General features: G+C 30.5%; 16 protein-coding genes. All 16 read right to left on the bottom strand.

The genetic code is table 11. From position 1 onward, the window contains the following. The 16 genes from AC1EUY_RS01220 to AC1EUY_RS01145 all read right to left on the bottom strand — a co-directional run bounded on the left by AC1EUY_RS01220 (position 1) and on the right by AC1EUY_RS01145 (position 18,603). Positions 1–1,029 carry an ATP-grasp domain-containing protein gene (locus tag AC1EUY_RS01220; RefSeq protein WP_480193673.1) on the bottom strand — a complete coding sequence of 343 codons (1,029 nt, stop codon included), beginning with the start codon at positions 1,027–1,029 and terminating at the stop codon, positions 1–3. A gap of 2 nt (positions 1,030–1,031) precedes the next feature. After that, the gene (locus AC1EUY_RS01215) at positions 1,032–2,357 is read right to left on the bottom strand and encodes a DUF362 domain-containing protein (protein WP_480193672.1); all 1,326 of its coding nucleotides are present in this window, start codon (positions 2,355–2,357) and stop codon (positions 1,032–1,034) included. 29 nt (positions 2,358–2,386) lie between these two features. Beyond that, complete coding sequence (locus AC1EUY_RS01210) at positions 2,387–3,523, bottom strand: polysaccharide (de)acetylase (protein WP_480193671.1); 1,137 nt, start codon at positions 3,521–3,523, stop codon at positions 2,387–2,389. After that, positions 3,520–4,758: an EpsG family protein gene (locus tag AC1EUY_RS01205; RefSeq protein WP_480193670.1), complete on the bottom strand. Its 1,239-nt coding sequence runs from the start codon at positions 4,756–4,758 to the stop codon at positions 3,520–3,522. The genes AC1EUY_RS01210 and AC1EUY_RS01205 overlap by 4 nt, the downstream gene beginning before the upstream one ends. A gap of 62 nt (positions 4,759–4,820) precedes the next feature. After that, positions 4,821–5,945, bottom strand: coding sequence for a glycosyltransferase (locus AC1EUY_RS01200; RefSeq protein WP_480193669.1), 1,125 nt, complete (start codon positions 5,943–5,945; stop codon positions 4,821–4,823). Between the two features lie 25 nt (positions 5,946–5,970). After that, positions 5,971–7,977: an asparagine synthase (glutamine-hydrolyzing) gene (asnB, locus tag AC1EUY_RS01195; RefSeq protein ID WP_480193668.1), complete on the bottom strand. Its 2,007-nt coding sequence runs from the start codon at positions 7,975–7,977 to the stop codon at positions 5,971–5,973. Positions 7,978–8,002: 25 nt separating this feature from the next. Further along, positions 8,003–8,371 (bottom strand): SxtJ family membrane protein, encoded by a 369-nt coding sequence (locus tag AC1EUY_RS01190; protein ID WP_480193667.1) that lies wholly within the window; start codon positions 8,369–8,371, stop codon positions 8,003–8,005. 8 nt (positions 8,372–8,379) lie between these two features. Continuing rightward, entirely contained in the window at positions 8,380–8,529 is a 150-nt protein-coding gene (locus AC1EUY_RS01185; RefSeq protein WP_480193666.1) for a DUF5989 family protein, read from the bottom strand. Positions 8,530–8,532: 3 nt separating this feature from the next. Next, positions 8,533–9,699 carry an SGNH/GDSL hydrolase family protein gene (locus AC1EUY_RS01180; protein WP_480193665.1) on the bottom strand — a complete coding sequence of 389 codons (1,167 nt, stop codon included), beginning with the start codon at positions 9,697–9,699 and terminating at the stop codon, positions 8,533–8,535. Between the two features lies 1 nt (position 9,700). Beyond that, positions 9,701–11,572: a carbamoyltransferase family protein gene (locus AC1EUY_RS01175; protein WP_480193664.1), complete on the bottom strand. Its 1,872-nt coding sequence runs from the start codon at positions 11,570–11,572 to the stop codon at positions 9,701–9,703. 45 nt (positions 11,573–11,617) lie between these two features. After that, a complete protein-coding gene (locus AC1EUY_RS01170) occupies positions 11,618–12,637 on the bottom strand; it encodes a glycosyltransferase family 2 protein (RefSeq protein ID WP_480193663.1) in 1,020 nt (339 codons plus the stop codon). Beyond that, positions 12,634–13,878, bottom strand: coding sequence for a glycosyltransferase family protein (locus tag AC1EUY_RS01165; protein ID WP_480193662.1), 1,245 nt, complete (start codon positions 13,876–13,878; stop codon positions 12,634–12,636). The genes AC1EUY_RS01170 and AC1EUY_RS01165 overlap by 4 nt, the downstream gene beginning before the upstream one ends. 15 nt (positions 13,879–13,893) lie before the next feature. After that, positions 13,894–15,684: an ABC transporter ATP-binding protein gene (locus tag AC1EUY_RS01160; RefSeq protein WP_480193661.1), complete on the bottom strand. Its 1,791-nt coding sequence runs from the start codon at positions 15,682–15,684 to the stop codon at positions 13,894–13,896. Positions 15,685–15,764: 80 nt separating this feature from the next. Further along, positions 15,765–16,889, bottom strand: coding sequence for a hypothetical protein (locus AC1EUY_RS01155; protein ID WP_480193660.1), 1,125 nt, complete (start codon positions 16,887–16,889; stop codon positions 15,765–15,767). Positions 16,890–16,897: 8 nt separating this feature from the next. Then, positions 16,898–17,962 carry a nucleotidyltransferase family protein gene (locus AC1EUY_RS01150; RefSeq protein WP_480193659.1) on the bottom strand — a complete coding sequence of 355 codons (1,065 nt, stop codon included), beginning with the start codon at positions 17,960–17,962 and terminating at the stop codon, positions 16,898–16,900. Next, positions 17,962–18,603: an acetyltransferase gene (locus AC1EUY_RS01145; RefSeq protein ID WP_480193658.1), complete on the bottom strand. Its 642-nt coding sequence runs from the start codon at positions 18,601–18,603 to the stop codon at positions 17,962–17,964. The genes AC1EUY_RS01150 and AC1EUY_RS01145 overlap by 1 nt, the downstream gene beginning before the upstream one ends. Positions 18,604–18,641: the final 38 nt, after the last annotated feature.

Genomic DNA, 18,641 nt, shown 5'->3' with positions numbered 1-18,641 from the left:
TTATTTGTTTTTATGTTTAATTTGAGTTATAACATCTTCTATCATCCAATGTTGAGGATTAAAATTTCCTTCTTGCCAATTTAAATTTTCATCCCAATAACCAGGACAAGCGTCGTAAGCCTCAACAGAAAATCCAAAACTCACTTCAACAATTAATGGTACTCCATTTTTATCAAAAACAAAATCATAAGCTAAACATTGAGCTCCTAATTTTTTGTTTGTATCTAAAGCTATTCTTATACATCTCTCATCAAATTCACTTCTTGCAAATTTCATATCTCCACTTCCTGAAGCTTTAAAATCACCTTTACGCACCATTCTTTTTAGAGCAAAGGCTCTTCTGCCAATTACAATAACACGAATATCAAAGTTATTATTTGGTATGAAATCTTGAAAATAAATATACCCTCTCTCATATCCTATATTTTTTGAGAATTCAGGTTCTTTATAAAAACGTAAAATACCTTTTAAAACATCTTTCAAATCTGTTAAACCATTTTTATATTTTCGCCATCTTTCCTTTAGATTACTTAAAGGTTCATACTGTCTAAAACCTTTGCTAAATGCTTTTTTTATATACCTAAGAGCTTCCTTTTCATCAATAATTAATTTAACATTAGCTGAACCTGATCCTCCTCTTAATTTAAATACTTTAGGAAAAGTAGATTTTCTAACCCATTCAATTGCTTCTTGTTTATCATAAAACACATATGAAGATACTAATGGAGCACCAATCGCTTCCAATAAGTATTTTTGCCCTACCTTATCGTCAAAATGCCATCCAGTTCGAAAATTTGGGAACACAAGAATCCCTGCTTGTTCGAGAGTAAATAACAATTGCTTGGCGAATAGGATATCTTTGGCTCGAGAATGACTATGATGCCACATCAAAATTCTGCAACCGTCTAATTGGGATATTATATCATTATCATAACAATTAACAATTTTATATACAAGGTTATTCTTAATACAATAATCTATCCACCTTAAGTGAAATCCAGCTTTGCTATTATGAATGGCTATGATCATGATTAATTTCTAATGTATTCAGTCCAACCTGGTGGCATTGTGGCTTTTATTGCATGTTTCGAAAATTCTTGAAACTTGACATTTTCACCATTCAGTTTGAAAATAACTTCATCAGTTTCTTCAAACGATCTTGCAGAAACTAATAACGGAATATTTTCTGACTTCATACCCATTAATTGTGACATGACAAGATCATTCCAACTAGAAGTATTTGTAAAACTAACTACACCAAGGGCTAAAGGTTCAGGATTTAAAGGACCATTACCCTGACCTCCTACAATTCCATCACATAAAGAAAAAAATTGTCTTTGTCTATTATTCTCTAATTTTCCTTCTTTAGTACCATAATATACAATCTGATTTAAATCCATCACCATTCTCCAAGTAGTATCATTACCATACCAACCCGCGGCCAAACTATGTACATTTTTGGGTCTAGAAATTTTCCATAACAAGGAAGCTATTTTAGTCCAGATGAAATACTTCCAGTTTCCTTTATTTCTGTTAGCATTATCAAGACTTAACTCTGACCAATATCTAAGTTTATTACCTCCTGGATAACAATCTCCACCCATATCGGTACCTCCCAGCCTATGGTGTGGTAAAAAATCTTTATCACCATTCAGACCAACAATATTCTTTAACGCTGCTGTTATACCTGCTTTTTGATGTGTTTTGATTTTTGGTAACGAAATAACCACATCAGCTTCAAAAAGTTCTTTTGTGATACAATACTTGTGAACTCCTGGGCTATGAGATTCATGAAATCTATCTGGATTATATACCGTAACTCTAAATTTATTTGAGCCAGATTCGGTGATTGGTTCTAAGTAACTTTTTTTACCAACATCGAAAATCACATAGTTTTCAAGGGGAGCTTTTTTCTCTATTCTATTATTTTGTTCTTGATCAAAATATACTCTTCTAAAATCTTTTATACTAACAGGAATGTTATATTTGTTTGACAAATCTTTCACTGCATACATTAAATCATCAGTCACCATTTCATCCCAATAACATCCTTGTATTGGTGCATCTCCAATTAATACTTCTTTTGGCTCTAATTGCAGAACATAATCAACTGTTGCCAATAAAAAAGAGTCATGTGTTCTTAGACACCACTCATCTTCTTGATTTTTTGAATGACGAACCCAATTTGGTTTTAGTAATATTTTTTTTTCCCTAACTACATCTGCAGTCAAGTGCGCTCCAGCTACAGACATGATGAGTATCTTTAATTTTTCAGGATCTTCATAAATACTTTTAAGAGATCCTAAATCTCTTGCTGTATCGGGAAAAACCGTATTTACATTGGTGAATAACTTCATTATTTTTCTATATATTCATAGTTGTAATTCTAGTTCAGATTATTATGATGGTTCCTTATTAAGGTTCCTAGTTGATCTGTACTTAAAAAGATTGAATCTGGCCATTTTATTGTTATATTTCTGAGTAATTCATCGAGAGCTTTTAAATTTCTATCTCTATGCTCAATATCAATTCCACCTACATAATTTATTCGGTGTGTTGAAATAACAGCAGGCTTATTCCAAAAAAATGCCATTTGTATTTCTTTTAAACATTGATTTACCCAATCAACATTTTTATTTTCAAAAGGTTCAAATTTAACATTTCTAATAGTATATATTTGGCCAAGAACATTTTTCTTTCCCATATAGTGACGTTTTACTTTAACTTTTCCATTTTTAAACGGATCAGGTTCTAATTGTCCTCTTTGGCTTTGAAGGTAATTTATCCCTTTATCGTAAAGAAAAGATTCTAATACTTTAGGCCAAATAAAATTACAAGCTATGAAAGATTCAGATCTAAATCCAAATGTGTTTTCAAACAATATGAGTCCTTCATCAACAATATTTTTAAGTTCATTGAAAGATTCTTCACTCTCAACTTGATACGCTGCCAAATAGTGCTTTTGATATAATGAAGAAGTCTTAGTCACCAAGCCAAAAAAATTATGGTCAAACGCAATTCTTGTATCTTTTTTATTGCTTTTTAAATCTTTGAGCCATAAGTTGACATTTAGATGCTCTCTAGCGTGGAATTGAGGTCGAATCAAGCAATCTTCAATTGCTTGATTCCATATTGGCTGTAAATCAGCTCCATGATATTGCTTGTAAGAATTAAAAAAATGATCATGATAAAAAGTTTCAAAATTAGAATTTCTAATTTTACCAAAATCAGGATTACCCATAACGGTATTCATCGTAAACAAAGGAAAACTATTCTGAGCGTCTTTGTATTTATGAATGATAGAAAATAAATTTTGTAAATCTTCACCAGATTCTAAACAATCTAAATACCAATTATTTTGATCATCAATCTTTATACCTTTACTTTCTAGAACTTGATATTCCTTTTTTAAAGGTGTTCTGATACTACCCCAATCATCACTTTCGAAAACAATAATTTTTTTCGGGCTTCTCCAGCCAAATACATTGCTAAAGTTTAGCTTTATATCTTTTACTATACTCATTTAATTAAATCATTTAATGAGATTGTTTCTCCTGCTAAAAAAAAAGCAGTAATCGGGTTTCCTATAATAGTGCTAACACTTGTTCCATAAAAGCCTAATCTTATTGACACAATAATAAATAATAAGAAAGCAGGACTTAGCAGATAAATTAACCCTTTGATTTTTGGATCATTTCTAAATTGATGTAAATACAGAATTGTCATTATTAACGTTAAAAAGAAAGCAAAATTCAAAAATCGTGCACCAGACGGCACATTTGAAAGGAGGTTGGCACCAGCATAAATGATCAAATTAATAGAAAATAATTTTTTCCAGGTTGGTATAAATTTAATCTTCGGATTAGCCATGACGAAAAAATAACATAGTAACAACATTAAAGACCAATTAAACAATTCTCGATGTAAAGTTACATACCAAGCTCTATTATCATTTTCAATATTTTCTCGAATCAAATCTACTTGATCTTCTGCTCTATATGAGGAAGTACGTTCATCTATTATTGTAGGTGCATATGTTTCAATATATTGATTTATAATACCAAAATCTAACTCTGTTATAAATATTGAAATAATAAATATTGCGAAATACAACTTTAACCGATTACCAAAAATTACATATATTAATACTAATGCTATTGGGAGCATAAAAGCAAAATGCACTAAAAATGATAAAAAGACAAAAATTAAACTCTTTTTTTTGTTTTCAAATATATAAGGTAACAACCCAAACATAAAAACGTGAAAAGCGGTATACATTCTAAACCCATTAAGAAACCAAATTGGTACTACTAAAATGAGTGCGAACAATAGAAATTTTTCTAGAAAGGTTATTTTATGTTTTAATAAACTAAAAATATACCAAATATTCCGAGAAAAGAAGAAGCCAAAAATAAATCCATAAACCGTTGTTAAAACAACTTGACTCCCAGTAAATCTCGATATGATATAGGAAAGTAGTGTTCTTAATATATCAATTTCTCCAGATTGCAAAAAATATTGAATAGCATCTTTAAATGTAAAAAAAGGTTGGTCATGCAACTGCACTAATTCTTGAACATATCTTGTTATATCACTATTAGATGACTCAATGCCAATGGCAAATGTCAATCCATAAAAAGTACAAAAGGCCCAAAAAATATTTTTAGCATATGGCAATGAAATATGTTTAAAGGCAATAATCATACTAACGAACGGATTCATCATAAAAAGTAACCAACTATATATTTTACTATCCATTCTTTAATCAAAAGTGATTAAAACGAGAACTCGTTTACTTATTCATTTATAACTATAAAACTTCAACTGTTTTCATTTATTAAATCTAAGAACTGAGCTGCAACATTTTTTATGTTATACTTTTCAATTTGATCGAATCTAAATTGATGTGTATAATTTCTTTCTAAAAACTCATTTATTACTTTCTTATCAAACTCTTTATTTTTAATCAATAAAATTGGTCTTCTCAATAAACTGTAATCTATTAATTTACTTGGAATTTGATTTGTGACATCATATTCGATATTAACTAAAAAATCCATTTTGCTCAACTCTTTTAGTAATTCTTCACGAGGTATATAATCTTTTACAATTAATTTGTCACCAAGGACTTCTTTATAGGGTAGTGTAAATTCTCTTTGTTTATTATAAATAATAAATTTAAAAGGTATAGTTAGAGTTGTTAAATAGTCTAAAAATTGCCTTGGATCTCTAGATATCTTCATAAAACCACCTGCGTAAGCAAATGTAATAATCTTATTCTCAACAGGTTTATTTAAAACTACTACATCATCAAAAGAAAAACCTTGAGGAATAATTCTGTACTTTTCATTGAATTCTTTAAAAAAATATTTTTTTAATCCTTCAAAAGGTATGGTAATGAAATCAGCTTTTCTACTAAACCATTTTTCTAAATATTTATAATAAAATAGTTTTTTAAACGTATCATGACTAGAAAAGTAAAAAGGGTCTCCACAATCAGCTACCCAAGTCTTAGCTATTCTATTTCTTTTAGTTCTTGCCCAAGCTACACCCCAATGTATAGCAAAAGGTACCGCTACAGAAACAAGCAGGTCATATTCCTTTTCCTTTACTAATCTATTTTTTACCTGAAAAATTAATCCTGTATGAGGGTAATCAATTAATTGCACTAAAAATCTCCTCCAAACTCTTTTAAATATTCTAATAAGTTTATTAGGATGATTAAAGTTTATCTCTTTGAAAAAACTATTCCCTAAGTCTTTTATAGTAATGTGGTAACGCTTTTCAAAATCATAATGCTCTTTTTTGTTTTTTGGAATATACACTGTCACATTATGACCTTGACGACTAAATTCTTTAACTAATTCTGTTGTTCTAAAAGATCTAGGTGTATTGTTTGGGTAAAAAGCCTTAGAAACAATTAATATTCTTTTTTGTTTATTCAAAACATCTCAATTTATAACTTCATAATTAATTTAAATTGACCTTAAAAACTTTCATCCAATGCCCAAACATGATAAATCTCCAGTAAGAAAAGTTAAATTTCTCTTTTCCTGAAATAATATCGTCAAAATAATTCATAACCTCAGGTCTAATAATGCCTTGTGAATACGTAATACTATCTGCCAATAAATCTCTAAAAGTTTGTGTATATTCTTCTTTTACCCACCTTTCATCAGGAGCTACATAACCCATTTTGTCTTTACGATGATAAATTTTATTAGGTATTATTCCTTTCATCGCTTCTAATAATACTCTTTTAGTTTGTCCGTGTATATCTAAATAATCTATTGGCAAACTATGACAAAATTCTACCAAACGGTGGTCTAAAAATGGAACACGTGCTTCTATAGAATGAGCCATTGAATTTCGATCTCCCCATCTTAAATACATGGGTAATGGAAAATTCTTGAGCAAACTATCAGAAGTTTCTAAATACGATTTCATTTTCGGAGAACCTTTAGCAATAATAGTACTTGTATTTACTTCAAGAGTTTCATAATTAAGATAGTGAAACCACTTTTTTGAATCAAGAGGATTTCCAAACGATCTACCATAACTTTTAGGAAATAATGATGCATAGATTATCCTAAAGAATGATCGAGTGGCCATTTTCATTGCTTCAGTATTAGAACATCGAAATTCCCTTTTAATTTCCTTAATACGCAATGAATCTAAAGCCCTTTGTTCTTGTATCTTTCTAAATGCACCATACCCGCCCAAATATTCATCTGCTCCTTGACCATTTAATAAAACCGTAACTCCATTCTTTCTGGCACTACGATCTACTAAAAACCCCAAATAAGGACTCATAGAAGCGGTTGGTTCATCCATTTGCCAAGTAAGTTTTTCAATCTCATTAAGAGCTTCTAAAGGGTTGGGCGTAATATAATGTGGAGTAATTTTTATTTGCTTTACAACTTCATCTATCCATTTTTTCTCTGAATATTTTGAATCACCATCTATTGCCGAAAAACTATTTTGAGCATCTACCTTGCCTTCTTTTTCTAATAATTCATTAACTACACAGGTAATCGAAGAAGAATCAAAACCACCGCTAAGCGTACAACCAACTTTTACATCTGCGCGCAAATGCATCTTTATCGATTCGAAAAATTTATTCTTAAATATCTCTTTTGCTTCGTTAAAGCTTCCGTTAAACTCCTTGTTTTCTGGCTTATACCACTTAAATAACTTAATAGGTTTACCTTCTACAAATTCACTATCTTTAAGATTTAAGAATGCAGCGTGACCTCCAGGAATCTGAAAAACTTCACGAATCATTGTTTCTTGAGTGTGATCGGTACTTGATCCGTATAAATAATCAAAAGCTCTTTGATGATTTAATTTGGGTTGCCATGCCTCAGAAACCATAAACTGTTTGATTTCACTCGAAAAAAAGAAATCTCCAGATTTGGTTACCCAATAATATAAAGGCTTGATTCCAAAACGATCACGAGCTAAAAACAAGGTTTTGTTTTCTGTATCCATTATGGCTATTGAAAACATACCCATAAATCGATCTAAAGATTTAGTTCCCCATTCTTTATAGGCAGCTAGAATCACCTCGGTATCAGTTGTAGTATTGAAACTATGCCCTAAAGTTTCTAGTTCATTTCTAATCTCAATAAAATTATAGACTTCACCATTGTAGGTAATCCATATTTTTTTCTGAGCATCACACATAGGCATGTGACCTGCTGGTGATAAATCTAAAATCGATAATCTACGGTGACCAAATGCAAATGTAAAATTGCCTTTTACTTCATCAATTTTTAAATTAGGTGAATAGTTATAGCTACTATTCCAAGCATCTTTAGCTGTATCATTGCTGCCTATCACAGCAGCATTAAATGATTTATCAAACAAAACAAAACCCTCATCGTCTGGTCCACGATGACGAATTGATTGGTTCATTTTGCATAAAGTAGCAACATCTATATTATGTCTACTAATTATGCCACTTATACCACACATAAATTATTGATTTTTTTTAATCCTATTACCAAGGATTTTCAAAAGAAGATGGTTCAAATTTCTTATTTGAATTCTTAAACATACTATTTTGACTATTTTTTAGACGTAGTTGATCTTTTTCACCAAACAGCCTTGAAATAAATGCAATAGGTGCTAAAAATAGATAGAATACAATACTCAGCAAGATATTCGGAACGATCAGACTCAATACCCATGTTAACTTCATCCATACATAGTCAATTTTTTTTGCTATAAAGCTTGAAAAAACGCCTAGTGTTCCGATGATTAAAGCAATATAAAGTGACCATTTCCAATCTGTTAATAAAAAAACGATTAACATCCCAACAGTAATCACTAAAACTGTTTTTGTAGGGTCTGATTTTACTTTTAACATACCCATAGTTAAAACAATGTGTAAATAAATGGTGCGATAGCACTACTGCCCCCAAAAACTATTAATATGCCTAATAAAATTAGTAAGATAATTATTGGTGCCAACCAGTATTTCTTACGCTCTTTCATAAAGAGCCAAAGGTCACTTAAAAATTCCATAATTTACTTTTTAAAATTATTCTTTTCTATTTTTTTTAATATTTGATTTGCAATCACTTGATTCCCATTAGGAGAAACATGACACCAGTCAATATAATAATATTCATTCCCATCAAAACTATGTGTAAGATCAAGAACGTGATCACGCAAGTTTGCGTATTTACTTTCGTTATTTAACAACTCTCTAATACGGCTATATAACTGATCATACGTTTTCATCAAGAGTTCTTCATATTTATCAAATGTTAAATGTGAAATATTTGGTTTACCTAACGCAGCATTAGGTTGTAATACCGCTAGGTATTTTGAATTATTCTTTTCTGCCAAATCTTTTGTTGCTAACCAACTATCGAGTAATGTTTTAGCAACCTCATCTACTCTTGACCTAGTTAAAATAACAGTAAGTTCTGAATTCGGAAGTTGTTTACTTTTAAATCTATTGATTGTACTTAATATGGGTTGAAAAAAGAAGTTATAATAGGTTAAATTCGTTACTAAATTTGAAGGCTCAGAATTTTGTTTCAATTTCTCCCTCATTCTTATTTCTGCATAAGTCGATATGGCTTCATGTGTATCAAGAAATCCAACAGCTTCGTTAACACCATCATAGGAAACTATCCAATCTGTTTTCATTCCTGCGTTAAACTTAAGCATCAAATAAATATAGCTTTGCATAGCTCTATATCCTGACTCACCATAATTTTTAACGTCATATTTACCACCACCTGCTTTAGCAAATAAAGAAGGTATAGTTCCAGCATCTGTTGCCCCTGTACCCCACATAGTTGAACCTCCTAAAAATACAATTTTAGTAACAGAATCAATATTCGATATACTTTGGGTGGTTAATCTTTCTCCTGCAGAATCTATATTAATATAGTTAGAGTTAAAAGCAGTCTTTCTCCAGCCTATATATGATTTATAATGATTATCTTTTAATGTGTTAAAATCTTTAAAATATTCTTTGGCCCAATTAACATTTTTATAGTTGGGAAGTAATGCCCTTTTATCAATTTGTTCAGTTTTTTTCTTAAATACATCTGTCCTTATATAATTTATAAGGCGTCTCGATTCCCAAACAGAAATAATTAGAAAATTAAGTATAATCAAAAAACCGACAAAAATCCCAATATTGATTAGTACCGTTTTTATAAAACTTTTCTTAGCCATATTAATCCATTTTAAACTTCACTCTCCATTTATCTCTATTTTCCCAATCAGGCTGCTCAGTTTTAACATAGAAATAATCATTAATTACTAAATAATCCATTTCTGTACTCATAAAACATCTATAAGCATCATATGGTGTACAAACGATGGGTTCACCACGAACATTAAAACTAGTATTCACTACTAATCCATAACCTGTCTGTTTATCAAAAGCATTAATTAGCTCCCAATATCGTGGATTGGTTTCTTTATGAACCGATTGAATTCTTGCTGAAAAATCGAGATGCGTTATTGATTGCACATCGCTTCTTTGCGTATATAAACGATCCCAAAGTGGTAGGTCGTAATAATTATCTGGTAAGGCTTTTCTTCGGGTGTCTTTTACGGGTGCAACTATGAGCATGTATGGTGAATCTGTATCCAATTCGAAAAAATCAGATACTTTTTCTGCCAAAGCAGAAGGTGCGAAAGGTCTAAATCCTTCTCTATATTTGATCTTAAGGTTTAATTTCTTCTGCATTTCAGAATTGCGAGCATCACCCAGAATACTTCTATTTCCTAGTGCTCTGGGACCAAATTCCATTTTTCCCTGAAACCAGCCAACCACATTACCTTGTGATAAACTATCAGCTGTAACTTTTGCGAGCTTCGAAAAATCATCGTATTTTCTATATTTAGCTTTGACTTTTCGATTCATTAGTTCAATTTCTTTATCAGAAAAATCAGGTCCCAGATAAGATCCTTTCATAGCATCCATTTTATCGGTTATGATTCTCTTCTCACCAAAGTACATATAACTCGCTGCTAACGCAGCACCTAACGATCCGCCTGCATCACCTGCAGCTGGTTGAATATAAACGTTTTCAAAAATATTTTCTCTTAATAACTTACCATTTGCTACACAATTTAAGGCTACTCCTCCAGCTAGACATAAATTATCAGAACCTGTAACTCTTTTGGCTTCTTTAGCCATTGCAATCACAATCTCTTCAGTCACATTTTGAATGGCAAGAGCTAAATTACAATGTTTTTGTTCAAGATCAGTTTCTGGTTCTCTACGCCCAAATCCAAAAAGGTCAGCCCATTTTTTTTCTCTTATCATTCTAAGACCTGTCGCATATTTAAAATATTTTTGATCTAACCAAACCGAACCATCTTCTTTAATAGATATCAAATTTTTCTTGATCAACATTTCAAATTTTTCAGTTTCTGATGCTTTGGGGTTACCGTAAGGAGCAAGTCCCATGAGTTTATATTCTCCAGAATTAACAGTAAAACCTAAGAAATAAGTAAAGGCACTATACAGCAATCCCACAGAATGAGGAAACTCCATTTCCTTTATTATTTCAATATTTTCTTTATCTCCAAACCCAATTGAAACCGTGCTCCACTCACCTACTCCATCAATTGTAAGAATAGCCGATTTCTCATAAGGAGAAGGAAAAAAAGCACTTGCAGCATGTGAAAGATGATGTTCTGGAAATAAAAGCTTCAAATTTTTCTTATCATAATTTCCTATTTCTTTAAGACCATCATAGATTAATTTTTTTAAGAACATCTTTTCATTAAGCCAAACGGGAATGGCCTTTAAAAAAGAGGTTAATCCTTTAGGGGCAAATGCATAATAGGTTTGCAATAACCGTTCAAATTTAAGTAAAGGTTTATCATAAAAAACGATAGTATCTAACTCATCGATTTCTAAGCCTGCTTCTTCTAAACAATATTTTATGGCATTTGTTGGAAAATCTGGAGTGTGTTTTTCTCTAGTAAACCTTTCTTCTTGTGCAGCAGCAATTATTTCTCCTCCAATTGTAATAGTAGCAGCCGAATCATGATAAAAAGCCGAAATGCCTAGAATATTTTTTTTATCCATTATTGTCTTTTCTTATTAAAATATTTTATACTCCAACCCGCAAAGCTAAGCATTTTTAGATTTATAGTTTCTTTTAATTAGATCATAAAAATAGAGCATAACAAAAAACCATATTGACTTATTCAATGCTTTTGCATATTTTAAATAGTCACTTTTAGGAACATAATCAATACTAACTGGTATAACGCCTTCACTAACTAACATTTTTTTATACTTCAACAACGCTCTTAAATCTTTATTATTTGTGGCACGCATTAAAGGTAGTAAGGTGTATTTAATAATACTCATGTGTACTAATCCGATTTGAGAAGAATTGAGTTTATGCTCCTTTACAAAATCTATTAAATAGTTAGCTGATTTAATATCACCAATAGCTGCTTTTTCGGATGTACCAATATTTGATCTTGAAGCAGATCCTACACGCTCAAAAACCTGATAAAAGTTACAATTTTCAAAACCAACTCGTTGAGCCAATGTGAATATTTTCCGTACGAAAACTCCATCTTCTAAATGAACTACACCTACGGGATATGTTAGATTGTTTTTCTTAATAAGTGATGTTTTATAAAGACGGCCAACAGACGAATCATAGACAGGATATGGGATGTCTTTTTTTTCAAAAGCAGATATTCCGTCATATATTTGTTTTTCTAAGTTTCTATACCCAGTCATATTATTGATCTTCCCAGTTGGACTTACTGTAGATCTACCACTTAACAAAATATCTAAATCATCTTTTTTAGCTCTGTTGTAGAGTCTCGTTAATAAATTTGGTGTTATATAATCATCTGGATCAATAAAAACAATATATTCGCCACTGGCTTTTGTAATTCCCTTATTACGCGCTACAGCAACTCCTGCGTTTTCTTGATTGATAAGAATAATATTAGATATCTCATTTTGCAAATTTCTAACAATAGTTTCAGAATTGTCTGGTGAACCATCATTCACCACAATAATTTCGTATTCGTCATAAGACATCTCCTTATCTCTTATACTCCGTACACATTTTTCTAGGTAGGGTTCTACATTATAGACTGGAAGAATAAAACTTAACTTTTTCATTTATTAATTATTTCATCGAATAAGTCAACAAATTGTTTTGCTTGTAATTTTCTAGAAAATAGCTTTGTGTAATCACGATTTACTTCTATAGTTGTATGTCCTTTCTCCATCCATTCATACCATTTATCTAATAAAAAATTATATGTTTCTTCAACATTACGAGCTGCTATACCTGCTTTTGCCTTAACTATTGATTCTTCTAATAAATCTTCATCACTCTTCACACAAAGTATGGGTCTTTGAACTGCCAAATATTCAAAATATTTTGTAGTCGAAATTAATCCTTTTGGACCATCAGGATGTAATAGATTTGATAACAACAAAAGAACCGCCGATTCATTTAAAAGCTTGGGCACTTCTGATGTATCTACATAATCGAAAAAATGTACAAATTCCGAAATATCAGCATAAGCTTTACTATTGATAATATTCTTTCTCCACTGCAAAGGAACATAAAATTGAATTCGAAAGGTATCCTTATTTATGATGTTATGTTCATAGAGTTTCTTCGTTGCTTTGAATAAAAGATCAGGATTATGCCTCCCATGATGAACGGTACCCGTATAAGTAATGTTAAATGATTTCATATTACTTACTTTTTTAGGAAAATAAGAATCAGGGTCATAACCATTATATATCAAGTAGGTCTTATCATTATATTTTTTTATCTGATCTACATGCCAGGGAGAAATAGTGATTAATGCATCTGCTACTTTAAATCTCTTATTTCTATTTTTAATTGTGAACTTTAAAAAGTCACTTTCTAAAGTATTAATTATAAGCTCGGCTAAATTGTTATTCTTTTTAGAAATTTTAGGTTTTTGTTCAAATAGGTCTCTTAAATCTGCAATCCATGGTTTATTCCACTTTTTTGCTACTTGAAATGTAGCATCTAACAAAAATGTACGATGAGCTGTTGAGCAAAGAATTAATTCATAGTCATTTGAATTTAAACTATTGGTAATTTTATCTGAAAAAAGTTTAGCGTTTTTTCTATAAAATTGTTTTTGAGTTAATAATTTAGATACTTTGTCTTTATAGTTTTTTAGTTGAACTTGTACACCTTTTACTCTAATGACTTTATCATCTCCTACCAGTGATTTAAAACTTTTATCACCATCTTCTTCTCTGGTTACAATATCAACACTCCAATTGTAATCTTTTATATATTTGACCAAATAACCCATTCTTGGAGCGAAACTTGGTGGATATACATCACAAATAATTAAAAGTTTAGGCATAACGAAAAAACGATATTAAAGTTCTTGAAGCTGAACCATCTTTCTAAATTGAGGATATGAATCTGTTAGTTCTCTAAAACTACCTAGAGCAACAATTTTTCCTTTTTCCATAAACACAATTCTATCTACATTGCGAATTGTAGAAAGTCTATGTGCTACGATTAATAAGGTATATTGCCCTTGTAGGGATTCTATATTCTCTTGTATTGAACGTTCTGTTTCTGAATCTAATGCAGAAGTTGCCTCATCCATTATTAAAATATCAATATCTTTATATAACTCTCTTGCAATCGACAGTCGTTGTCGTTGACCACCACTTAGGTTAATTCCATTGTGACCCAGTTCGGTATCTCGACCTTTTTTTAACTCTGTTAGAAAACTTGTCAATGAAGCTTGCTCTATGGCTTTATTAAATCTCTTAATATTTTCATCATTCTTCTCTGCCCATAGAGTAATATTGTTATAAATTGAGTCGTTAAATACTACTGGTTCTTGAGTTATATAACCGATCCTTTTTTGATAACTTGATCGATCAACTTTTTGAATGGGTATATTATTTATTAAATATTCTCCACTATTTATTGGTAACAATGCCGCGAGAATGTTTACAAGCGTTGTTTTTCCGCTTCCGCTTTCTCCAACAAAAGCAACACTTTCATTCAGTCTAATATTCAAAGACAATTCTTTAAGTATCGGTGTATCACCATAATTAAATGTAATATTATTCAAAGTAAGCCCATACTTAATTGAATCAACTTCTTTTTTTCCATTAGGTTCTTCATGTTCCTTTAAATGTTCAAAGAATCCTTGTATATTAACTATTGAACCATATACTCCAAAGAATTGATTCCAGTGGTTTTGTAACATTGTTACTGAAGAAAGTGCACGATAAAAGAATAGTAAACTCAATAAAATTGTACCTAATTCTCCTCCTAAATATTTTGTTTGAATAAAAATAACCAGTGCCACAATAATAACTAAAATTGGCTCTCTAGTAGCCGCCATTAACGACTGTAACTTTCCTATCTTGACTCTGCTCGATTGAATGTCGAAAATGGTTTTACGTAACCTTTCACCAAAATAATCAAGTAATCCTGTGGCTTTTATGTACTTAAAATTTCGAACATGTTGCATTATTTTTCCCTCATACACATCATATTGATACGATAAAACCGAAGATGCTTTTTTTGTTTTTTTGTACACTATTTGATAGAGGAAATTAATTGTAATTCCTCCAATAATTACTAAGAACGCAAAACGATAATCGGTCATAAAAGCAAAAATAGCATACACTAAAACCATAGTACTTTGCTGTAATGTACCGAAGTAATTAATTTTTGCTGTTACAACTCTATCAATTTCACCAGTCATTGCATTCTGAATATGACCCATATCAGAGGATACAAAAGTTTTGAAATTTATACCATTTAGACCATTGAGCGTTTTCATACGCAACATCCGACTAAATAATTCTAACAAAAAAACATCATAATACCTTTTTATATAAGTAGCTAATCCTTTTAAAATAAAGAAGATTACCATTGTAATAAGAATAGCACCTAAACTCAATTCAATTCCAATTGCGTCATATGCCTCTACAATAAAACCCATTTCTCCCAAACTACTAGAATCATCGAGTCCTTCTTCTGATACCATTTGAAGCAATGGCAAAAACATAGCTATACCCAAACCATCGAGTACACCTACAGCAATCGATAAGCCTAATGAAATAAACATTCGATAACCTAAGAAACTATAAAAGAAATTAAAGTGAGTAAAGTATTTTCTTAATAATCTTTTGATCATAAAACGTTAACCTTTTTTATACATTCTAACTTTTGTTTCATCTTTTTTAAACATTGAACTCATTGTTTAGTAAATTTCTACTACTCTTTGTATATATTTTGCCAAAGTGGTAATGTATATTGCCAACTTAACTTCTTATAAACTTTTTCGCTATTACCCAATATTAGTTCTGAATAATATTTATAGTTTTCAATAATATCACTCATTTTTCTCTCGTATTCATTTAGATTTGCCCTAAAAATTTTAACGTTCCATGCATCATAAATATCATACGGCAACCAATCGCCAACTAAAACAACATTTTGTGCCATAATAGACTCTGACATACTACCAGAAAAAGCATCAGTCTTTTGAATATTTAAGGTGATATTAGAAATATTTCGCAAAATCGCTAGGTCATCATCTTCTAAAAAACTTGTAAAAGTTGTAAAACAAATTTTAGAATCTTTTAACTTATTAATAATCTCTTTTATATAATTTTGATCTCCTCCATAAGTCAACGGCACTAAGATATGAATCTTATTTTTCAGTTTGATTGATAAGTTATTCAATCTTTCTATCAATAAAAGATGCTGTTGAGCTGGACTCGCATTATAACCTATTGAAACAAAAATTGCATCTTTGGTTAAAGTGTACTTATTCTTAAATTCTTCGATTGATTTAGTATTGGTATTCTTAATAAAATCTAGTTGGTTCAATCCAAAATAACTGGTTCTTATTTTATGCTTAAAACTACTATAAGTTCTCTTAAAATCATCTTGAATTCCTTCAACCATACTAATAGTATCGCAACTATCAAGTAAGGGAATGTACTTATTTTTTGTTTTTGTATCAACTCGTAAATAGTCTGACCCCCAGAATGTAATGATAAGCTTTGCAACTTTACTTTTGATAACATTTGCATATTGTACATAATCTTTATGGAGATAATGAATATTAACAATATCTTTTGGTCCAAACTCTTTTTCAACTATTTTTTTATTTATAAATGGGATAAAAAGACGTCTAAAATATCTTATTTTAAGAATTAACTTAGCACCAAAAAAAGGATTAAGTGAATGGATTTCTCTAGTGCTTGGTATGTACTTTTTCGAGCTGATAAAATCATAAACAACAACCTCGCTACCAGATTTGAGTAACCGATCTACTAACTCATAAAAAAAAGGTGTTTTATAAGCCAGATTAAAAATAAAAATAATCTTCATTTAAATTTTTATTCGATTACGTTGTTTTTTAAATATTCTCCCCATACTCCAATATCTTTCCATGCACCCTCACTAATTGGATATACGCCTATTTTACCATCCCTATCTAACACTTTTTCTATTAGGTGTGTAATATGAAAAACTCTATCTTTAGGTACCTCATCTAATAAATGTGGCTCAACAATATAAAAACCAGTATTTATTTGAAAATTTAAATCAGGTTTTTCAGTTATTCTTTTTAGCACACCATTACGACCGGTTTCTAGAGTTCCGTAAGGTATTGGGTAATGTTTTAATGCTGAAACTATGGTTAATTCATTGCTGTTTTGTTGATGATATTTATAAATCTCTTCATAATCATCATCAATTAATATATCACAATTACTTACAAAAAAAGTACTGTCGATTTTCCCTTTTAACAGATGCAAGCTTCCAGCTGTACCTAACGGTTTATCTTCTTTAAAAAAATTAATACTATACTCTTTATCCTTTATTTGTTCAAAATAGAATTTTATCATTTCTGATTTATAATTAACAGAAACATGAAATTCATTACAACCTACAACTTGAAATCTATCAATTATTTGTTCCATCATACTTTTATCTCCGAAGGGTATCAATGGTTTTGGAATAATATTAGTAATAGGCTTCATACGCGTACCTTTTCCCCCAGCCATGATAATTACAGGAAGATCAAGTTTTACGTTTTTTTTTATTCTTTCGGTTTCAAATACATCTTCCCAAAAATACACATGAATTAAGCGATTATTGTTATCTAAAACTGGCATGAGTTCCATTCGGTACTTCTCCATTATAGTTTTAACATCTTCAAACTTATCAGTCTCATTTGCTACTTTAGTCTCATACCTTAAAACATGACCTATGCTTTCATTCAAATTTTTCCCCGCTATTATTGCTCTTTGAATATCTCCTATACTTAATATATTAACAAACTTATCATTATCAAAAACCAGTAACAGTTTTTTATCAATGTTATCCATTTGTTTTAATGCATCTAACACTTTTACATTTACATCAATCTTTCTTTTATCAATTTTCTCTGTTAAATTCATTACATTTTTACTTTTCTAGCTGGATTACCAAAATATATACCTTTCTCGTTTATAGCATTTACAACGACCGAACCAGCTCCGATAATTACATTACTTGTTATTGAAATTCCATTTTTAACGGTTGTAGAACTTCCAATAAAAGATTCTTCTGCAACTCTACAATTTCCATTGATATTTGCATTAGTAGAAATATGACAATTTGAGCCAATTGTTACATCGTGCTCGACAAGTGCTTTACTATTAATTATACAGTTTTCCATAATCTTAGCATCTGAATTTACAATACAGTTATGCATAACTATTGTACCATCTCCAATTTCTGAATATTTTGAAACACGAGCAAAAGGAGATATTATCACTGGTAAGTGACCTTTATTTGTTTTAATAATCTCAAACAGTTCTATTCTTCTTTTCGGATTACCTAAATGACCTAAAGTAATTAGAAAATTATTGCCTTCTCGTGATAATTTACTTAAATCATTATCATTTCCAATAACGGGATAACCAAAAGTTAATTCACCTAAAGAATCGGGTAAATCAATAATACCCTTAATCGTAAATCGTCCTTCGGTCTCAATCACGTCAATACACGACTTACAATGTCCTCCGCCACCGACAAGAATTATTTCTGGTTTCTTCATTAATTATGATTAAGAGCAATCAGATATTAAAGTTGATT

The sequence above is a fragment of the Maritimimonas sp. 2210JD6-3 genome, from assembly GCF_056591795.1.
This window is presented reverse-complemented; position numbering and strand designations above follow the sequence as displayed.